The 18,729-nt window shown below is 36.0% G+C and carries 15 protein-coding genes and 1 other annotated feature; of the genes, 3 read left to right on the top strand and 12 right to left on the bottom strand.

Features of this window, described 5'->3' with window-relative positions; all coding sequences use genetic code 11:
* Positions 1 to 2: 2 nt before the first annotated feature.
* From ACY9Z2_RS04010 to ACY9Z2_RS04000, 3 genes are all read right to left on the bottom strand, one after another.
* Positions 3 to 926, bottom strand: a complete 924-nt coding sequence (locus ACY9Z2_RS04010) for a hypothetical protein (protein ID WP_463608329.1) — start codon at positions 924 to 926, stop codon at positions 3 to 5.
* Between the two features lie 389 nt (positions 927 to 1,315).
* Complete coding sequence (locus ACY9Z2_RS04005) at positions 1,316 to 3,034, bottom strand: sensor domain-containing diguanylate cyclase (protein WP_463608328.1); 1,719 nt, start codon at positions 3,032 to 3,034, stop codon at positions 1,316 to 1,318.
* 97 nt (positions 3,035 to 3,131) lie between these two features.
* Positions 3,132 to 4,403, bottom strand: coding sequence for a bifunctional folylpolyglutamate synthase/dihydrofolate synthase (locus tag ACY9Z2_RS04000; RefSeq protein WP_463608327.1), 1,272 nt, complete (start codon positions 4,401 to 4,403; stop codon positions 3,132 to 3,134).
* A gap of 76 nt (positions 4,404 to 4,479) precedes the next feature.
* Between ACY9Z2_RS04000 and ACY9Z2_RS03995 the strand changes: the two genes are divergently transcribed.
* Both ACY9Z2_RS03995 and ACY9Z2_RS03990 read left to right on the top strand, forming a co-directional pair.
* Complete coding sequence (locus ACY9Z2_RS03995) at positions 4,480 to 5,382, top strand: ATP-grasp domain-containing protein (RefSeq protein WP_463608326.1); 903 nt, start codon at positions 4,480 to 4,482, stop codon at positions 5,380 to 5,382.
* 1 nt (position 5,383) lies between these two features.
* A complete protein-coding gene (locus ACY9Z2_RS03990) occupies positions 5,384 to 6,238 on the top strand; it encodes an ATP-grasp domain-containing protein (RefSeq protein ID WP_463608325.1) in 855 nt (284 codons plus the stop codon).
* A 185-nt stretch (positions 6,239 to 6,423) separates the two neighbouring features.
* On the opposite strand, the gene ACY9Z2_RS03985 is transcribed toward ACY9Z2_RS03990, so the two are convergent.
* The gene (locus ACY9Z2_RS03985; RefSeq protein WP_463608324.1) at positions 6,424 to 9,069 is read right to left on the bottom strand and encodes a valine--tRNA ligase; all 2,646 of its coding nucleotides are present in this window, start codon (positions 9,067 to 9,069) and stop codon (positions 6,424 to 6,426) included.
* A gap of 55 nt (positions 9,070 to 9,124) precedes the next feature.
* Positions 9,125 to 9,346 (bottom strand) — a binding site (T-box leader).
* A gap of 134 nt (positions 9,347 to 9,480) precedes the next feature.
* Here ACY9Z2_RS03985 and ACY9Z2_RS03980 point away from each other — a divergent pair.
* Positions 9,481 to 9,669: a YszA family small membrane protein gene (locus tag ACY9Z2_RS03980; protein ID WP_463608323.1), complete on the top strand. Its 189-nt coding sequence runs from the start codon at positions 9,481 to 9,483 to the stop codon at positions 9,667 to 9,669.
* Here the strand turns inward: ACY9Z2_RS03980 and ACY9Z2_RS03975 are convergent.
* From ACY9Z2_RS03975 to hemA, 8 genes are all read right to left on the bottom strand, one after another.
* Positions 9,666 to 10,397, bottom strand: a complete 732-nt coding sequence (locus tag ACY9Z2_RS03975) for a hypothetical protein (RefSeq protein WP_463608322.1) — start codon at positions 10,395 to 10,397, stop codon at positions 9,666 to 9,668. The genes ACY9Z2_RS03980 and ACY9Z2_RS03975 overlap by 4 nt on opposite strands.
* A 171-nt stretch (positions 10,398 to 10,568) precedes the next feature.
* Positions 10,569 to 11,480: a LysM peptidoglycan-binding domain-containing protein gene (locus ACY9Z2_RS03970; protein WP_463608321.1), complete on the bottom strand. Its 912-nt coding sequence runs from the start codon at positions 11,478 to 11,480 to the stop codon at positions 10,569 to 10,571.
* 951 nt (positions 11,481 to 12,431) lie between these two features.
* On the bottom strand, positions 12,432 to 13,721 hold the full coding sequence (hemL, locus tag ACY9Z2_RS03965) for a glutamate-1-semialdehyde 2,1-aminomutase (protein ID WP_463608320.1): 1,290 nt from the start codon (positions 13,719 to 13,721) through the stop codon (positions 12,432 to 12,434).
* 31 nt (positions 13,722 to 13,752) lie between these two features.
* A complete protein-coding gene (gene hemB / locus ACY9Z2_RS03960) occupies positions 13,753 to 14,733 on the bottom strand; it encodes a porphobilinogen synthase (protein WP_463608319.1) in 981 nt (326 codons plus the stop codon).
* Positions 14,734 to 14,739: 6 nt separating this feature from the next.
* Complete coding sequence (locus ACY9Z2_RS03955; RefSeq protein ID WP_463608318.1) at positions 14,740 to 15,492, bottom strand: uroporphyrinogen-III synthase; 753 nt, start codon at positions 15,490 to 15,492, stop codon at positions 14,740 to 14,742.
* Positions 15,492 to 16,421, bottom strand: a complete 930-nt coding sequence (gene hemC, locus ACY9Z2_RS03950; protein ID WP_463608317.1) for a hydroxymethylbilane synthase — start codon at positions 16,419 to 16,421, stop codon at positions 15,492 to 15,494. The genes ACY9Z2_RS03955 and hemC overlap by 1 nt, the downstream gene beginning before the upstream one ends.
* Before the next feature lie 11 nt (positions 16,422 to 16,432).
* Complete coding sequence (gene ccsA, locus ACY9Z2_RS03945) at positions 16,433 to 17,251, bottom strand: cytochrome c biogenesis protein CcsA (protein WP_463608316.1); 819 nt, start codon at positions 17,249 to 17,251, stop codon at positions 16,433 to 16,435.
* A gap of 18 nt (positions 17,252 to 17,269) precedes the next feature.
* Positions 17,270 to 18,646: a glutamyl-tRNA reductase gene (gene hemA, locus ACY9Z2_RS03940; protein ID WP_463608315.1), complete on the bottom strand. Its 1,377-nt coding sequence runs from the start codon at positions 18,644 to 18,646 to the stop codon at positions 17,270 to 17,272.
* Positions 18,647 to 18,729: the final 83 nt, after the last annotated feature.

Genomic DNA, 18,729 nt, shown 5'->3' with positions numbered 1-18,729 from the left:
GTTTATTTTATTAAATTAGCGTATTCATTCCATAGCTTCAACAGCAACGTTGGAGATGTTGTTTGATCAGCATTTTGGATGTCTTCTTGTAACGACTTTACATTTTTATAAAAATTATTTGTGTTTTTCACTTTCTCAGGGTATGCTTCTATCCATTGTATCCAATCATTGGTGACAATCGAGTTATTGTTTGACACTTTCGTTAGCCCATTATTCCACAACGAATGAAATGATTGTAACCATTTGTGTTCAGCCTCAGTTAATTCTAATTTCATATCGCTAGTCGTCCATTTTTTTGCATATGTTTCTAAATTCAACGCTTTATATTGTGCTATTTTACTGTCTACTAAAGCCTCTGTCTCAGCAATATTCGCGAACAAATAATATTTATTTTCATGTTTCCATGTCATAGTCGGAAAGCCAGCACTACTGAATTTTTCTTCAATAACTGATGCATTAGTCTCGCCACTAAACACTCCAGCTTGTAAAACGAATGCCTCTATTCCTTCAACCGTATAAGTAGATGTATCAGCTACAACCGCATTACTTGAACCATTTTCCGTAGTTCCATTTGTTGCCTCGGAAAGTGGATTTAACTTTTCATTGATTGTATTTGGGCCAATATTTGTAAACATGTTTAACATAAAAATTCCAAGACCTATTCCTAATAAAATGGCTGAAAAGCCAGCAACAAATATTTGTTTATACGCTTTTCTATTTCTACCATTTTTTAGTGGTATTTCATCTTCAAATGTATTTTGTCTAATGTAAGTGGGGATTGGATCACTATCACTATGACTTTCTTTGGTAGCAGCTAGTTCTTTAAATGAATATGTTTCGTCAGGCTTATTAGTAGGATTATCACTTTGTTTTAATTTCGTTTTTTTACCATCCATCCATACGATGATTGTTTTTCGTTTATCCATTCTCTTCCCTCACTTTCCAAGTTTCTATTACTCTATCATAGAGATTCTGAAAAGTAAGGCGAGTTTTGTCACTTATCACTAAAAACTATTCAACAAAAATCGCGATAGTTATGAAGTTCCGAAATTTGAAAAGCGCAAGCGCCGATGTATTTCAAGGAGCTTTCCTTGTCCTGTGGGGAAGAGGTGTCCATTGCTTATGACGGCAGATTCTGGGCAATGGAGCTACACAGCTTTTCGATTATACTTTCTTTGCTCTTTAGAAAAATTCGGCATTCGCCTCGTCCTTAATAGCGAGTGCCGAATTTTTTCTTATAAGGTCTACCATAACTTATGCTTTCTGACGTTACAAAGAAAAAACACAAGCGTATTAACTTGTGTTTTGACACGGCCTATATTGGTTGTAACTCTTGATACACAGCAACCTTATTTCGTCCTCTTTGTTTTGCACCAAGATACATAGCCCGGTCAGCATGTCGAACTAATTCATTCGGTGACTCACAATGATTTGGATATGTCGCGACCCCTATACTTGCTGTAATGGAAACATTTTCTACATTGCTGTGGTCTAAAATGTGTTTCTCGACAGGAAAAGGATTTTCAGCAATTAGTAACCGAAGTTCCTCAGCAACGTATTGTGCTTTTGTTAGATCAATATTTGGAAGCGAAATAACAAATTCTTCTCCTCCGTACCTCGCAACTAATCCAGATTCACCAATAAAGTCTCTCAACCTATCTGCAAATATACACAATATTTCATTTCCTGCCTCATGTCCATAAGTATCATTAATTTGTTTGAAATGATCTAGGTCTAGTAATATAAGAGAATATACTTGACCATTTGTGAAAGTTGAACCATATTCCTCTACAGCATTATTAAAATACCGATAATTATACAGATTGGTTAGTCCATCTTTTTCACTTCTTGCCTTTGTTGCTTCATAATTTTTGGCATTTTCAATTGCAACACCAAAGTAATTAGTTAAGATATCCATAATTCGAAGATGAACCTTACTATATGCTTTTCTTTCTTTTGATATAATCGTAACTACACCTGTAATTCCATTATTATATTCCACTGGAAGTGAAATAACACTTTCCATATTCGAGGGGACTTTGGAACTGTTAATAGAAGACCACTGTTTAAAACTATCATAAATAATCGGTTCTCCAGTTGCCCATACCTTTCCACTAAAAGCTTCTTGTTTTTCAAGCTGCTCATTTGAAAGCTTAATTTCTTGATTCACATCATAAAATCGAACTAATTCCAACTGTTCATTTGCTTCCATATAAATATATGCATAATCCATTGGCAAAAGATGGCCTAATTTATTAATAAAAACATCATAAACTTGATTTACTTCCATCTTTTTAGTTAATTGATGACCGATTTCACCTGTTTTTTCTAGGTATCGATTTACTTCTTGATGTGAATATAACAACTTCAGAATGATCGAAATCATTACAAATGGTATACCCATATAAAAGATGGCAATTCGGCCTATTTCGGTGTATAAAACATATAATACATACCCAACTGGTAATACTATTAAGGAATACTGTAACTCGAGTAAAAATCCTTTATCAATTAGCTTGACCTTTCTATTATAAAAAAAGCGATGGTTCATTTTAATAAATAGTTGATTCGCAACAAAAACGGTGATGGCATAACCAAAAATGGCAATAATATCTGGAATACTAGTCACATCAATTGAATTATGATCACCACCTAAAAACCAAAAAACAAATGCCCCGCTTAACGAAACTGCGGAAAACATCGTAAGATTCAGTGGGTAGCGATAATATTCTTTTTTTCCAACTCGCACTCGTATTAAAACTACTAAAATGGCTAATTGGGTAAGGACCATTTCAACAAAAATACCAAACGAGAGAAAGACGGCGATACTAATTCCATTAATAAAAAATACTGGTGCATTGTTGATGATTAAAGGAAATGAAGCGACAACAAACATAAACAGAGCAAATAATAAAATATCAACGAGTTGACCATCAACATTTAAAAAATTGTAATTATATGTAGTCAGTAAACTCAATGGCCAGAGAATTGCCCAAATCACGAGCAATATATTTATTCTTTTCTCAGAAATCATGTGTCATCCGCCCCTTTATTCGATCAAAAGATCGAAAACCACCAACTTTTTACCTATTTATTAAAATTTTTCAGATAATGTAAGACTATCATATTATCTATTGTTGCGCTACGAAATTTCTAATATTTGTAATAAAATGTAAAGAACCTGTGACATAATACAGTGTATCTGCGTTAGAAGAACCTAACACGGTTTTCATTATATTCTGCCAGTTATCCTGTACAACTACCTTTTCGGGTTTGTTATATTTTGCTAGCTCGTCAATAGTAGCCGCACGTGGATGGTCAAACGTTGTTACTATGACTGAGTCAAAGTTTTGCTCTAGTAAGTGTATCATGCTATTAATATCTTTATCTTTAAATGCCGCAAAAATAACCTGCTTCTTTTTTCTTGTATCAGTTGAACGAGCCGTTTTTATAAACGATAAAATCCCCGCTTCATTATGAGCCCCATCTATAATAATTCGTGGCTGTTCGTGAATAAGTTCGTATCGGCCCTGTAGCGTTGTATGATGAATTCCTTTAAGGACTTTCTGATCATCGATAACGAACCCTTTAATTGCAAGTAGGTTTATTGCCATTATGGCTAAAGATGCGTTTATTTTTTGATGCTCACCATTCATTTGTAGCTTCACCTGCATCGTTTTTTTCTTATTTTTCCAAGTAAAGCTATCGCCTGATTCAACGTTACATTCAAATTCTCTTCCAAATCTATATAACTCGGCTTTCTTTTGATTTGCTTCTTTTTCCATAACCTTCATTGTATTATCGGACATCGGACCAATAATTGCAGGTGTATTAGTTTTAATTATACCTGCTTTATGGGTAGCAATTTTTTCAACGGTATCGCCCAAGAAAGTCATATGATCACGGCTTACATTTGTTATAATAGAGAGAAGAGGTTGAAAACAATTTGTCGTGTCTTCACGACCACCCATTCCGGCTTCGATTAAAGCAATATCAACAGAATTGGAAAAGTATAAAAACGCAAGCGAGGTTACTATCTCAAATTCTGTTGGATGTTCACCAAGTAAATCCAACTGTTTAATTTGGGGATACATACTATTCATTAAGTCTATGAATGTCTCTTCTTTGATTGGAGCATCATCTATCATTATATGACCAGTTAATCCAGTTGAACTTGGAGAGGTAAATACACCTACTTTGTAGTTATTTTGGATAAGTGCATGTTTGATATACTGAACGGTAGACCCCTTTCCGTTTGTACCTGCTACATGAATACCGTTAATTTTTTGTTCTGGATTCCCGATTGACTGTAGTAATGATTTAATTCGGTCTAAACCAGGTTTAATTCCAGCCGATTTACGTTGTTCAAAAAAAGCTTCAATTTCATTAAAATAGTTAAACATTATTTCACCTACGTGTAAGATTAGTAACGAATATAGTATAGCACTGAACCAATTGATATAGAAAGGAAGTAGGATAGTGGAAATTACTGGATGGATTATTTACAATGGCTATCTTCGCGGAAATAAATTTTTGGATTTTGCTGAATGGTTACAAAAATCTGCTTCAGCCAAAGGTATTGCAACTACCATTTGGAAGAATAATGAACTACTAACCTATTTAACAGATCAAAATTTCGCATTACTAATTGATAAAGAATATACATTACCTGACTTTGTAATCTTTACAGACAAAGATATCTATCTAGCAAATCAGTTAGAACTATTAGGTATACGCGTTTACAATTGCTCTGACGCTATTCGAATCAGTGACGACAAAATACTAACCTATCAAGTTTTAGCGAAAAATAAGCTTCCAATACCAAAAACGATTATAGCTCCTAAAGCATTTTTAAATAATGGAGACCTAGATAGAACCATTTGCAGAAAAGTAATTAATACTTTTGGGCTACCGCTCATTATAAAAGAAGCATTTGGTTCCTTTGGTGAACAAGTTTATCTAATCGAAACGGAAAATCAATTAGAGAACAAAGTAAATGTACTTCAAGGTAAATCTTATGTATTTCAGGAGTTTATTAATACAAGCTATGGACGTGATATTCGTATGCATGTAGTCGGAGATGAGGTTGTTGCTTCCATGATTCGTACAGCAACTAACGATTTTCGTGCCAATGTAACAGCTGGTGGTAAAATGCAAACATACACGCCAACTAAGCAAGAAACCAAAGTTGCAATTGCCGCAACAAAAGCTATTGGTGCGGATTTTGCAGGAGTGGATTTACTCTTTGGTCCAGATGATACACCCATTATATGTGAGGTAAACTCCAATGCACATATACGTAACATGTACGATTGTACTGGAATTAATGTAGCGGACCATATTATCGATTATATTTATCAACTTCAAAGTAGGGTGATTTAAGTTGACCTATAAAGGGTGGTTAATCTATAACAAACAAGATTCCGAGGAAAACGCTTCTTATATTAACTGGTTTATAGAAGAGGCAAAACTACAAAATGCGGAGCTTTCATTAATAATAAGAGAAGATATAATACCAGCAATAGTTGACAATAATAAGTGCATACATGTAAACGGGAAAAAAATGAATTTACCAGACTTTGCTGTTGTACGAACAATAGATCCTTTATTAAGCTTACATTTAGAACAACTAGGTGTTCGTGTATTTAACTCATCTACTGTTTCGCAGATTTGTAATGATAAAGCACTTACTCACCAACACATAAGTCAACTAAACATACCCATGGTTAGCACCTATTTTACTACTAGAAAACAGTTAGAATACGATACCAATCACGAATTTCCTTTTGTCATAAAAGAAACTACCGGCCGCAGTGGAAAACAAGTTTTTCTAATAAATAATGAATATGAATTAGTAGCAAATTTACCAAGAATACATTCAACAACCATTATTAAACAATCTAGTAAAGTTATTCACGGAAAAGACTTACGCGTTTTTGTTATCGGGAAAGAGATAGTAGGAGCAGTGCTTCGTGAAAATAAGAAAGATTTCCGAGCAAATTTTAAGCTTGGTGGTTCTGCGACTTGGTATTCGTTAAATGAAAGTGAAAAAAGATTAATAGATACGATCATTAATTATTTTTCATTTGATATGGTGGGTATTGATTTTTTATTTAGTGTTGATGGAACATTACAATTTAATGAGATTGAGGATGTAGTTGGTTCACGGACGTTAAGCGCAGTAAGTGATATAAACATTCTGCAAAAATACATGAAACATATCATAAACCAACTATAAAGTGAAGCTTCATTCAGTGGGGGTTTCTTTTTCTCCCCCACTGAATGGTAGTTGAGCCCCTGATTGTGCGATGAGTGCTGACTGCTAGAAAGGAAATCAATCAACATAGCAATGTTATATATTAAGACAGGATAGTATACGTTAAAAAGCGGAATTTCATTTTTACATGAAATTCCGCTTTTTTGTTAAGCATTTAGTTCAAGTAAACGTGCTTTTACTTTAGCATGCTTTTCTAGATAATCTTTTTCTTTCTGTTTTTCTTCAGCAACTACAGCCTCTGGTGCTTTTTTAACAAAGCCTTCATTTGCTAATTTCTTTTGAACGCGTTCAACTTCCTTACTCCATTTTTCCAATTCGCTTTCCAGTCTTGCCCGTTCCTTATCAAGATCGATTAAACCTTCAAGCGGTAGAAATAATTCTGCTCCCGTAACCACTGCTGACATCGCCTTTTCTGGAATATCAATTGATGCTGCGATTTTCAACTCATCGGTATTACAGAAACGTTCGATATAGTTTCTATTAGTTTCCAACTCGGCTACTGTGGAATCATTTTCAGCTTGGATTAAAAGCTTTACTTGTTTCGACATAGGCGTATTTACTTCCGCACGGATATTCCGAACTGATTTGATAATTGAAACCAATTGTTCCATTTCTTGTTTAGCTTGTTCATCATGTAAATCCGTACGAACCTCTGGCCAGCTAGCGATTGTGATGGACTCACCTTGATGAGGAAGCTGTTGCCAAATTTCTTCTGTAATGAATGGCATGAATGGATGAAGCATGCGCATTGTGTTGTCTAGTACATACGCCAGGATCGATTGGGTCGTCTTTTTCTTCTCGGCATCATCACCATATAATGGCAGTTTGGCCATTTCAATATACCAGTCACATAAGTCATCCCAAATGAAATTGTATAAATATCGACCTGCTTCACCAAACTCATATTTAGCAGTATTCTTCGTTACTTGTTCAATGGTCTCGTTTAATCTAGTTAAAATCCAATTATCTGCAACAGACTTTTCACCTGACAAATCAATATCTTCATAAGCAAAATCTTCCATATTCATCAGACAGAATCGTGAAGCATTCCATATTTTATTGGCAAAATTCCAAGTTGCTTCAACCTTTTCCCAATAAAAACGTAGATCTTGGCCAGGTGATGCTCCTGTTAAAAGGAAGTAACGTAATGAATCCGCTCCATATTTATCGATAACATCCATTGGATCGACACCATTTCCAAGTGATTTACTCATTTTGCGACCATCTGCATCACGAATAAGTCCGTGAATTAATACATCTTTAAATGGTCGTTCATCATTAAATTCTTTTGACTGAAAAATCATACGTGCAACCCAGAAAAATATGATGTCGTAACCAGTTACCAGTACATCGGTTGGAAAATAACGTTTGAAATCTTCAGCGTCTTTGTCTGGCCAGCCCATCGTTGAAAATGGCCATAGAGCGGAAGAAAACCATGTATCTAACACATCTTCATCCTGTTCCCAATTTTCACTATCAGCTGGAGCTTCTTTACCAACGTAAATTTCGTTTGTTTCTTTGTGGTACCATGCAGGAATTCGATGTCCCCACCAGAGTTGTCTTGAAATACACCAGTCTCGAATATTATCCATCCAACGTAAATACGTATTTTCAAAACGATCAGGAACAAAATTAACCTTTTTCTCACTTTGCTGCATTTCAACGGATGCATCCGCTAACGGTTGCATATCTACAAACCATTGTGTAGACAAGTATGGTTCAACGACAGCGTCACTTCGCTCAGAATGTCCAACTGTATGCATATGTTCTTCAACTTTAAACAGTACGCCAAGATCTTTTAAATCGTTAACAATTTGCTTACGGCATTCAAAGCGATCCATCCCTTGGTATTTACCTGCGTTATCATTCATCGTGCCATCTTCGTTCATAACAAGAACCCGTTCTAAGTTATGTCGATTACCGATTTCAAAGTCATTCGGGTCATGCGCGGGAGTAATCTTAACAGCCCCTGATCCGAATTCCATGTCAACATAGTCATCTTCTACAATTTCAATCTCTCGTCCCACAATAGGTAAGATTACCTTTTTACCTACTAAGTGCTTGTAACGATCATCTTTCGGATGTACCGCAATAGCAGTATCACCTAACATCGTCTCTGGTCGAGTAGTAGCAATTTCAATTGCTTCATCGCTATCTTTAATCGGGTAACGCAAATGATAAAAATGACCTTGAATTTCTTTATGAATTACCTCAATGTCGGAAAGTGCTGTTTTTGTTTTTGGATCCCAATTAATGATATATTCACCACGGTAAATTAATCCTTTATTATACAACGTAACAAAAACTTCTCGTACTGCATCAGATAATCCTTCATCCATCGTAAAACGTTCACGGGAATAATCTAGTCCAAGACCAAGCTTCTCCCACTGCTGTCGAATGAAGCTTGCATATTCTTCTTTCCAGTCCCAGACCTTTTCAACAAATTTTTCTCGTCCTAAATCATAACGTGACTGCCCTTTTCCCTTTAATTTTGCTTCAACCTTGGCCTGTGTAGCAATACCAGCATGATCCATACCTGGTAGCCACAATACGTCATAGCCCTGCATCCGTTTCATTCTTGAGACAGTGTCTTGCATAGCTGTGTCCCATGCATGCCCTAAATGTAAACGTCCAGTAACGTTTGGAGGAGGTATTACAATTGTAAACGGCTCCTTGTTTTTATCTCCTGTCGCTTCAAAATATTTTCCATCAAGCCAAAACTGGTAACGATTTTTCTCAACTGCTTGTGGATCATATTTTGGAGGTAATGCATTTTTCGGTTTTTCTGACATGACTTTTTCCTCCTTTGAGTACTGATTTTAAACAATAAAAAAATCCTTTCATCCAATAAAGGACGAAAAGACTGTTTCCGTGGTACCACCTTTGTTTGCAGGCTAAAATAGCCTACACACTCGTCATTTTTAACGGTTTTATCCGACTTCTTCTACTCGTATTTCAAAGAAGTAGCATCTTGGGCGACCTTCCAAGTTAATAATCCTAGGAAATTCTCAGCAACCATTTCCCTCTCTTAAGGTATTATCTTGTACTCTTCCCATTCATCGCTTTTAACTATCCTGTTTGTTTTATCTATATTACCTATTTCTTCCTAGTAAATCAAGTGTTATTTTATATTCTGCACAAAAACAATGTGTGTAAACATATTATAATAAAAATTACGGATTATGTGAAGGATGTGATAAAAAATGGGACGTTATTATAGATACAAAATACCACCATGGGCAAGACACTGTATTTGCGTTCTTGAAAAAGTCACGCTACCGATATTAATTTTCCAACTAATTAGGACTTTATTTTTCCCAACAACTTTTGACGTATTTTTGTTAGGAATCATTATCGGAATTTTTATTGCTTTTTATTTGGAATGGATTTAATCCGTTTCATCCAATGTCAAATTTTCATGTGTCCATTCCGCCATCTTGATGAGCCATTGTTGATTACGTTTTAGAAAAATCACGTGTTGAATCATCGTTTTATCTGAAGCATTCGTGGCATAGCTCTCTACTGCTTTAAAATAGTTTATTGGATTCAATAAATAAATAGCTAATAAGTGTAGTTCTATTTGTTTAAGTGGATTTTCTGAAGTATAGTCTGAGAATAGATCAGAGAGACTTCTCTCTTCCCATTGGTAGTATTCGTAATGGTATTTTATCATTGCTGCAACGTCAATTACTGCATTACCATGAAAAAACGCTTCATGACTATTCTGGTACAAATGTCGTTTTACAAGCAAACTTTTAATATTTTTATTGCCGTAACAACGACAATATTTCCACTCATTAGTTTCAGAAAGAGTGCTGGTAAATTGATTAATTCTGTTAAACAATTCGTTGTAAACATATGCAATATCTCGATAATGCGTACAAACCAATAATTCAACCGGTGACATGTACCGTTTTTGTTCAAATTCATCTATGTATTGATCAAAGCGCTGACGATCTTGTTCATTCTTTTCTAAGTACTGTACAAACGTATTTTTTACTTCTTCATGATTGAGCGGAATGATTTGTGAAGTTCCTTTGTGAGCATAGCCTATATTTCGAAAGATGTCTTGTATTGTTAATTCTTTTCCATATGTATATAAATTTCTATTATTTTTCATGGATATTTTCCACCTTTCGAAAACATTAACCCCCTTGTTAACACTAGATGACTACATTACCTCAAGTGTATCTTCAGTCAAGTTTCGATTAGAGGCTTGACTGAAGATCTACCGGGTAACCATTAAGCCAAAAATAATAAACAAGGGGATAATATATTGATTTGTCAAAATTTATTTTTGATGTTGGACAGGTATATACAGTAATTGACCTTCATCCACCTCTTCATCTTCTAGGTTATTTTGCTTTGAGATGACAAGCGGATTTACTTGATAGCGTTCAGCGATGGTTTCAATGGTATCATTATCCTGCACAATGCATAATCTCATTTTTGTATAATTCTCTTCTGTCTCTCTAAACATGTTGGACAAGTAATCGATTTTTTCTCCTTCAGGTTTCTCGGAACCTTCTTGCTCTGGGGAATGAACAATAGATGACGGTGGGTCATTACTTTCTTCCTCTATCGCTACCTCTTCTTCATGCTCCTCTCGAGTTTGTGCATATTCAACAGGGGCATCCGTCTCTTCTTCCTGTTCTTCTTCATATTGATTTTTCCAATCAAAACGAAATGTTTCCTCTACATCCTCAGCAAGTACTTGATTCTGCTCTTCCACTTCATCTTCAACTTGTTCTGGTGACTCGGCTAATTCATTAATTCCTTGAATAGCAATGATGGAAGATAAGCGTATTTGATTCTGATCTGGAAGCTCATAGTCAAAGTAGTCAACAGAAACGGTTACATCATCAAGATCATTTACGCGATAAGTAGGAACCGAAATCTCAACAGGAAAACGGTGGGAAAATGATGTTTCACCACGTTCCGCCTCAAATACCTGTTCAACGTAACGCCGTGAAGGAAAATCGTCTAAATCAGGATAATTTTCATCGCCTGATCTACTTTCACTTACACGTTGATATTCGCCATTCAATTCAATTACACCTCTTATAGATATGTAATCATTAAATGGTTGTATCGAAATTTCTGGATCCAGTGAAATACCTAAAATCTCCGCTACTTCCTGTCCCGGTTCAAAATAAAGCGATTCATTTAACTCAAAGCTAAATACTGGATTTTCTTGTGACAACATACTTCCTCCTTCCTAACACTTAAAAATAAACAAATGTTTTATACAACTATATGAAACAAGGTAGGAATATATGAATGTTTATAAGGCTCTTTATTTCATGAGTAGAAAGTGAGATCGAAGTAATTGCAAAGCAGTGAAAATTTAAGATAAGGCTAACAGCAACGGTGATTTCCGCTTCCAGTAAGGCTGGTGAAGTAACATTTTCGAGGGTAATGGAATGATTACATGCTGGATTGCAGCTAACGGACTCACGATTTCTTATTTGGGAAAAATAAAGGTAAATGCGGTTGTTATCGGACTCACGATTCTTTATTTGGGTAAGAACAGTTAAAAACCATACTTTTTAGCTGAATAAGGCATCGTGTGTCCGTTAAACCTTAAAATAAAGCTAAAATAGGCAAATAAGGCATCCTCAGTCCGATACCAAACAGCGTCTTAGACAGAAATTTTCGTTTACAATTGAAGGAAATTGCGAACTAGTGAAAATTCATGATCAGTGTTCCATAGCCGTTACGAAAATACACTTTGCTTTCCGCGGGCTCGCGATGAGCCTCCTCGTGAGAAAATCACTCACTGCGGGGTCTCATCGTCTTCGCTTTTTCCGCAGGAGTCAAAGTGTATTTTCTCCACTGGAGTTGTGTTCAATAACTATTATTTCTTTTATAGGACGCTTAAAAACATTAATTATCTGCTATTTTGGCAGTTGATTGGAGCGGAGGACAGTCGACTCCTGCGGGATTAATAGGCATAGGTGAGACCTCGGGGTGCGAAGCACGAGGAGGCTCACCAGCCGCCCGCGGAAAGCGACTGCCCGCAGCGGAAATCAATGTTGCTGTTACAATAGACATGAATTTCCTTTAGTTCGCAGTTTACGGAAAATGCATCCAATACTCCCATTCTTATGTAAACAGGAAAAATGCTACCAAGAAAGAATTGGTAGCATTTTTTTTACTTTTGTATAGCAGAAAAAGAATTCCGTATAGCTGTAATCGTTTTTTCTATATCTTCGTCTGTATGTGCTGTTGAAAGGAATAACCCTTCAAATTGCGATGGTGGAAGGAACACACCATTCTCAATCATTGCCCGGTAATACTGTGCAAAATAATCTAAATTAGCACTTTGAGCTGTAGAGAAATTATCTACAGGATCATTTGTGAAAAAGACACCTAACATTGATCCGGCACGATTAATATGCAATGGAATAGAATAATCCACTGCTGCTTGTTTAAATCCTTCAACTAGCTTATCCACTTTTTCATTCATTTTTGTATAAGATTCAGGAGTAAGACCTTGTAATGTTTCATATCCAGCAACCATTGCAAGTGGGTTACCAGAAAGTGTTCCCGCCTGATAGATTTCACCCGCAGGGGCTACCTTCTCCATAATTTCACGTTTACCACCGTAAGCACCTACAGGTAATCCACCACCAATTACTTTTCCTAAACAAGTTAAATCTGGTGTTACCCCATAATAACCTTGTGCACAATTATAACCCACTCGGAATCCAGTCATTACTTCATCAAAAATAAGAACAGAATCATGCTCACTAGTTATTGCCCTTAGTTCTTGAAGGAAATCATCCTTTGGTGGAACCACACCCATATTTCCTGAAACTGGTTCTACAATAACTGCAGCAATGTCATCACCATAATTAGCAAACGCCAAACGCAAGCTTTCCATGTCATTGTATGGTACTGTAATGGTATTTTGAGCAATAGATGCTGGAACTCCAGGACTGTCTGGTAATCCTAATGTCGCAACCCCTGAACCAGCTTTAATTAAAAGAGAATCTCCATGGCCGTGATAATTACCCTCGAACTTTAAAATTTTATCGCGTCCAGTATATCCTCGTGCAACGCGTAATGCACTCATGGTAGCTTCAGTTCCTGAGTTTACCATGCGCACCATTTCAATCGACGGTACACGTTCAATAACTAGTTCAGCTAACTTATTTTCAATTCGTGTAGGTGCACCAAAGCTTGTTCCTTTTTCAGCAGTTTCTTTTAACTTTTCTACTACTCGCTCATCAGCATGGCCATGAATTAGTGGACCCCAACTCAATACATAGTCGATATATTCATTACCATCAATATCGTTAATTTTTGAACCTTTTCCTGACTCCATAAAAATAGGTGACATACCAACAGATTTGAACGCACGCACAGGAGAGTTGACTCCCCCTGGCATCAAGTCTACAGCCTCTTTATAAGCATCAATTGATTGTGTAAATTGTTTCATTAAAAATCACCTCGTATCTGTAATATTGTTTTTACTTAGCCAACCATTTAGCAACATCTTTTGCGAAATAAGTAATGATTAAGTCTGCACCAGCTCGCTTCATTGAAGTGAGCTTTTCCATTACTAATGACTTTTCGTCAATCCACCCATTCATTGCAGCCGCTTTTACCATTGCATACTCTCCACTCACATTGTAAGCGACAACAGGTGCATTAAAGTTATCTTTTATATCCCGGACAATATCAAGGTAAGACAGTGCAGGTTTTACGATTAAAAAGTCTGCACCCTCCTCGATGTCAGATTCAGCCTCACGGATTGCCTCTAAACGATTGGCTGGATCCATTTGATAGGATTTACGATCACCAAATTGCGGGGTACTATCAGCTGCCTCACGGAAAGGACCATAAAATGCTGATGCATACTTGACCGCATAAGACATAATTGGAATGTTCGTGTAGCCTGCTTCGTCTAAAGCAGTACGTATAGCGATAACAAATCCATCCATCATATTGGACGGAGCAATGATATCTGCACCAGCCTCAGCCTGTGAAACCGCCGTTTTAGCTAACAATTCTAACGACTCATCGTTCGCTACATCTCCATCATGAATAACACCACAATGACCGTGTGATGTGAATTCACATAAACAAGTGTCTGCGATAACTAATAGTTCTGGTACTTCCTGTTTAATAATCCGAATAGCTTGTTGCACAACCCCATCGTTCACGTAAGCACCTGTGCCAGTTTCATCCTTTTCATTTGGAACACCAAATACAATGACAGAAGTAATCCCTAATTCATGAACTTCTTTCATTTCTTCAATAACATTGTCTAATGAAAGCTGAAAAACGCCTGGCATTGAAGAAACTTCGTTACGTATACCCTGACCTTCAATAACGAAAAACGGATATATTAAATCTTCTTTCTGTAAATGATTTTCCCGAACAATTGAACGCATAGCGGAAGATGATCTAAGTCTACGGTGACGTGCAAAATTCAAATTAGTTGTCATAACAATCTATCCTTTCTTTCGTATGTAATCTGTCATTTTATCAACCATTCCCTCAACCGTATATTCGTTGGGAATTAATGTTTGGCAAAAACCCAATTGTGCTGCACGTTCTTCAGTAGTCGATCCAATACAAACACAAGGAATTTCTTTGGCATTGTTTAATTCAACTTCTGATTCCATCATGTCGACAAACGCTTCAACAGTTGATGGACTAGTAAAAGTCAAATAGTCAGGTTTTGAGTCTTTAAAATATGTGTTTAACAATGACTTGCTTTCTGTAGAAATAGACGTCGTATATGTTTCCATTTCATCATAATAAATATTATTCATTTGAAATTCTTGCTGAAGTACCCCACGTGATTTATTACCTTTTATGATTAAAATTGGACCTTCTATTTTTTCTCGCTGTAAAAACTCAGAAGCCATTACATCTGCATTATAACGTGTAGGTATAAAATTTGCTTGCTTGCCGAATTGCTGAAGTGCCAGCTCTGTTTTGTGACCCACAACAGCAATTCGAATTGTATCAGGCAATTCTTGCACCTTTTCAAAAAAACACGTAACCCCATTGGCGCTAGTAAAAAAGATCCACTGATAATTAGAGATGTTTATTTTCGCATTGAAAGAATTACACGAAATCTTCAGTAATGGTATCTCAACGGGTATACCACCGTGTGTTGTAATTAAATCAGCAAACGCTTTAGACTTATTTTTCTCCCTAGTAATCAGAATTTCTTTTCCGTGTAATGGAGCATGCATTAATCATTAAGCTCCTCTTTCACTTCATCTACAAGGTCCTTTGCACCACGGTCAATTAATTTTGTAGCAGCTTCTTTTCCTACTTCAACAGGGTCGTTTCCACGTATAGTATCGCGTAGAATAATTTTCCCATCTGCACTAGAAACTAGGGCTGTTAAGATTATTTCATCATTTTCTAGATATGCATAACCAGCAATTGGTACTTGGCAACTACCTTCTAATAGCTTTAAGAAAGTTCGTTCTGCGGTAACCGTTTTTGTAGTGTAGTCATTGTTTATTTTCATTAGCATTTCGATAACCTCGCTGTCTCCTTCACGGCACTCGATCGCAAGAGCACCTTGGCCAACAGCTGGTAAGCAAACTTCAGGGTCTAGATATTCCGTAATAATTTCCTCATCCCAACCAGCACGTTGCATACCTGCAACTGCTAATATAATTGCATCATAGTTCTCTTCTTTTAGCTTGCGTAAACGTGTTTCGATATTTCCTCGTACAGGTTTGATGGAAACATCTGGACGCTCAGCTAAAACCTGCGCTGCTCGTCTAAGGCTACTAGTTCCTACAATCGCTCCCTCGGGCAGATCTTTTAATTTGACGTGATTCTTTGCGATATATGCATCACGATGATCTGCACGTTCAGGAATGGAGGCTATTATTAGCCCCTCGGGCATTTCTGAAGGCATGTCCTTCATACTGTGAACAGCAAAATCAATCTCTTTATCGTACATAGCCTGTTCAATTTCTTTAACAAAGAGCCCTTTACCGCCAACTTTAGATAATGTCACATCTAAAATTTTATCACCTTTTGTAACAATCTTTTTAGTTTCAAACTCGTAGGGAACACCTGCTTTTTTCAATTCATTAATAACCCAATTTGTTTGTGTAATAGCAAGGTTACTCTTTCTTGTTCCAACTACAATTTTTCGCATGCTTTTTCCTCCTAAAAATGGAAATTAGATAATAAGCTGAATAACAAAAAGTTAATAAGTAAGATTAAAAATGCTGCTGTATTATAGATAGATATGGATTTACCTTGATATTTTTTAACAACCCGTAACAATAAATAGAGGACGTAAACAGCTAATACAAAAAATGAACCTAACGTTTTTAAGTCAAACCAATAAAATTCAGCATTAGCAACATACGCCCATACAACACCAAGGATAATTCCAATTAGTAATAACGGTACGGCCAGGGTAACAGCCTTAAAAGATAACTGATCAAGCTGCTTTAAATCACCTAACCGCCATATCCATTTCATACCCTTCTTGTTCTTGAGAAATTGATATTGTATTAAATACATAATCGATAACAAAAAGGAAAGTGTAAAAAAGCCATATGACACAATGGATAAGGTAATATGTGTGATTAATATTTCATTCACTAATCGAACACCTTGTTGAAGTCCTTTTTGTTCTGCTTCAGTTAATATATACATCAATAAAATAAAGAATCCAAATAAGTTAGTAAAGAAAACGATAAAGTGTATCGAGAATAAACGATTAATAATTAATGAAAAAGTTACTAAAACCCAAGAGTAAAAGAACAATCCATCATAGATAGATAAAACAGGAAAGCTATTTTCAATAAAGGCTTGTTTAAACAAAAAAAAGCTTTGGATAATCCAGACCATACTAAGTAACCAGAAGGCGGTCCGATTTGCCTTCTGGTTATTTTGAATAAAATCAATGAAGTAACAGGTCAAACTTAGACCATAAATAATTAGAATGATTTCAGAGAGCCATCTAAGTTCTAGCATAGATAATACCCTTTCATCTTAATTGGTTGATAGTTTTTCCACTAATGGAAAGGATACTTTTTTGTCTGATTCTGAATTACTAATCGTAGTGCTTTTTTTATTTGCTTGCTTGTCCAATTCTTCTTGAACCTCTTCTTGAATTCCAAATATATCAATAAACAAATTAAGTTTATCCGTAGCGTCTTTACTAGCAGCCAATTCTTTCGCCTGCGTAACAGGTTCCTTTAACAGCTGATTAATTATACTTTTCGTATGCTTATTCAAGACCTTTTTTTCACGAACCGTTAAATTAGGCATTTTTCGTTCAATACTGTCCATCGTGTCAGCCTGAATAGCTAACGCTTTTTGTCGCAGGGCAGATATTACCGGTACCACTCCGAGTGTTTGTAGCCATTCTTTAAATTGAACAATTTCTGCTTCTAGCATTATTTCTATTGATTCAGCAGCTTTCTTTCTAGAATGAAGGTTTTGATCCACAATATGCTGTAAGTCATCGATATCATATAGAAAAACACTATCCAATGTACTTATTTTCGGATCGATATCTCGTGGTACTGCAATGTCCACTAAGAATAGAGGACTACCTTTGCGCTTTTTCTGAATAGGCTCAAGCATTTGTTTAGTAATGACTACAGAATCAGATCCAGTAGAGCTAATCAGAATATCTGCATCTTGCATCACATCGACTAGTTTTTCCGTATGTTCTGCTTTTGCATTAAACTTACTAGCCAATTCTACTGCTTTTTCATACGTACGATTTATCATGGTGATTTTGGTTGCCCCAGATCCATGGAGATTTTTAACTGCCAATTCGCCCATTTTACCGGCACCAAAAATAACAATATGTTTATTTTGTAAATCCCCAAAAATTTTCTTAGCTAATTCTACTGCAGCATAACTAATAGACACAGCGTGTTCACTAATTGCTGTATCTTTGTGTGCTTTTTTAGCAAATGTAATAGCTTGTTTGAAAAGCTCATTAAAAATCGTTCCAGTTGTTTTCATTTTTTGTGCAGTTAAAAATGCTTGTTTTACCTGTCCTAGAATTTGCGTTTCTCCTAATACCATTGAAGCAAGACCAGCAGTAACTTTAAATAAATGTTCAACTGCTCCGTCACTTTCCACTATTCTCAAGTAAGGTGAAAACTCATCCTTGTCCAGTTTAAACCAGTCTGCCAAAAATTGCTTTATATAATAACGTCCGGTATGAACTTGATCAACCACCGCATATATTTCGGTACGGTTACATGTAGAAACGATAACATTTTCTAAAATACTCTTCTGTGTTTTCAATAGCAACATAGCATTATCCATGTCTTCTTCAGAAAATGTGAGCTTTTCTCTTATTTCTACTGGGGCTGACTTATAGTTAAATCCAACTTTTAGTATGTGCACAGCGATCTACCCCCGATAAAACTAAAAAACTAATTCTTTATTCATTATAACATAGAAAAGATATATGATTTCTGGTAAAATGT

This window comes from Virgibacillus sp. GM2-2, assembly GCF_055329585.1.
Note: the sequence above shows the minus strand (reverse complement) of the source record. Positions and strands in the feature narration are given on the sequence as shown.

What these genes read in the sequence shown, in the direction of transcription:
- hemC (WP_463608317.1), bottom strand. Translation starts at nt 16,421, where the DNA reads ATGCGAAAAATTGTAGTTGGAACAAGAAAGAGTAACCTTGCTATTACA.
- ACY9Z2_RS04000 (WP_463608327.1), bottom strand. Translation starts at nt 4,403, where the DNA reads ATGTTTAACTATTTTAATGAAATTGAAGCTTTTTTTGAACAACGTAAA.
- ACY9Z2_RS04005 (WP_463608328.1), bottom strand. Translation starts at nt 3,034, where the DNA reads ATGATTTCTGAGAAAAGAATAAATATATTGCTCGTGATTTGGGCAATT.
- ACY9Z2_RS03980 (WP_463608323.1), top strand. Translation starts at nt 9,481, where the DNA reads ATGGGACGTTATTATAGATACAAAATACCACCATGGGCAAGACACTGT.
- hemB (WP_463608319.1), bottom strand. Translation starts at nt 14,733, where the DNA reads ATGACAACTAATTTGAATTTTGCACGTCACCGTAGACTTAGATCATCT.
- ACY9Z2_RS04010 (WP_463608329.1), bottom strand. Translation starts at nt 926, where the DNA reads ATGGATAAACGAAAAACAATCATCGTATGGATGGATGGTAAAAAAACG.
- ACY9Z2_RS03985 (WP_463608324.1), bottom strand. Translation starts at nt 9,069, where the DNA reads ATGTCAGAAAAACCGAAAAATGCATTACCTCCAAAATATGATCCACAA.
- hemL (WP_463608320.1), bottom strand. Translation starts at nt 13,721, where the DNA reads ATGAAACAATTTACACAATCAATTGATGCTTATAAAGAGGCTGTAGAC.
- ACY9Z2_RS03975 (WP_463608322.1), bottom strand. Translation starts at nt 10,397, where the DNA reads ATGAAAAATAATAGAAATTTATATACATATGGAAAAGAATTAACAATA.
- ACY9Z2_RS03955 (WP_463608318.1), bottom strand. Translation starts at nt 15,492, where the DNA reads ATGCATGCTCCATTACACGGAAAAGAAATTCTGATTACTAGGGAGAAA.
- ccsA (WP_463608316.1), bottom strand. Translation starts at nt 17,251, where the DNA reads ATGCTAGAACTTAGATGGCTCTCTGAAATCATTCTAATTATTTATGGT.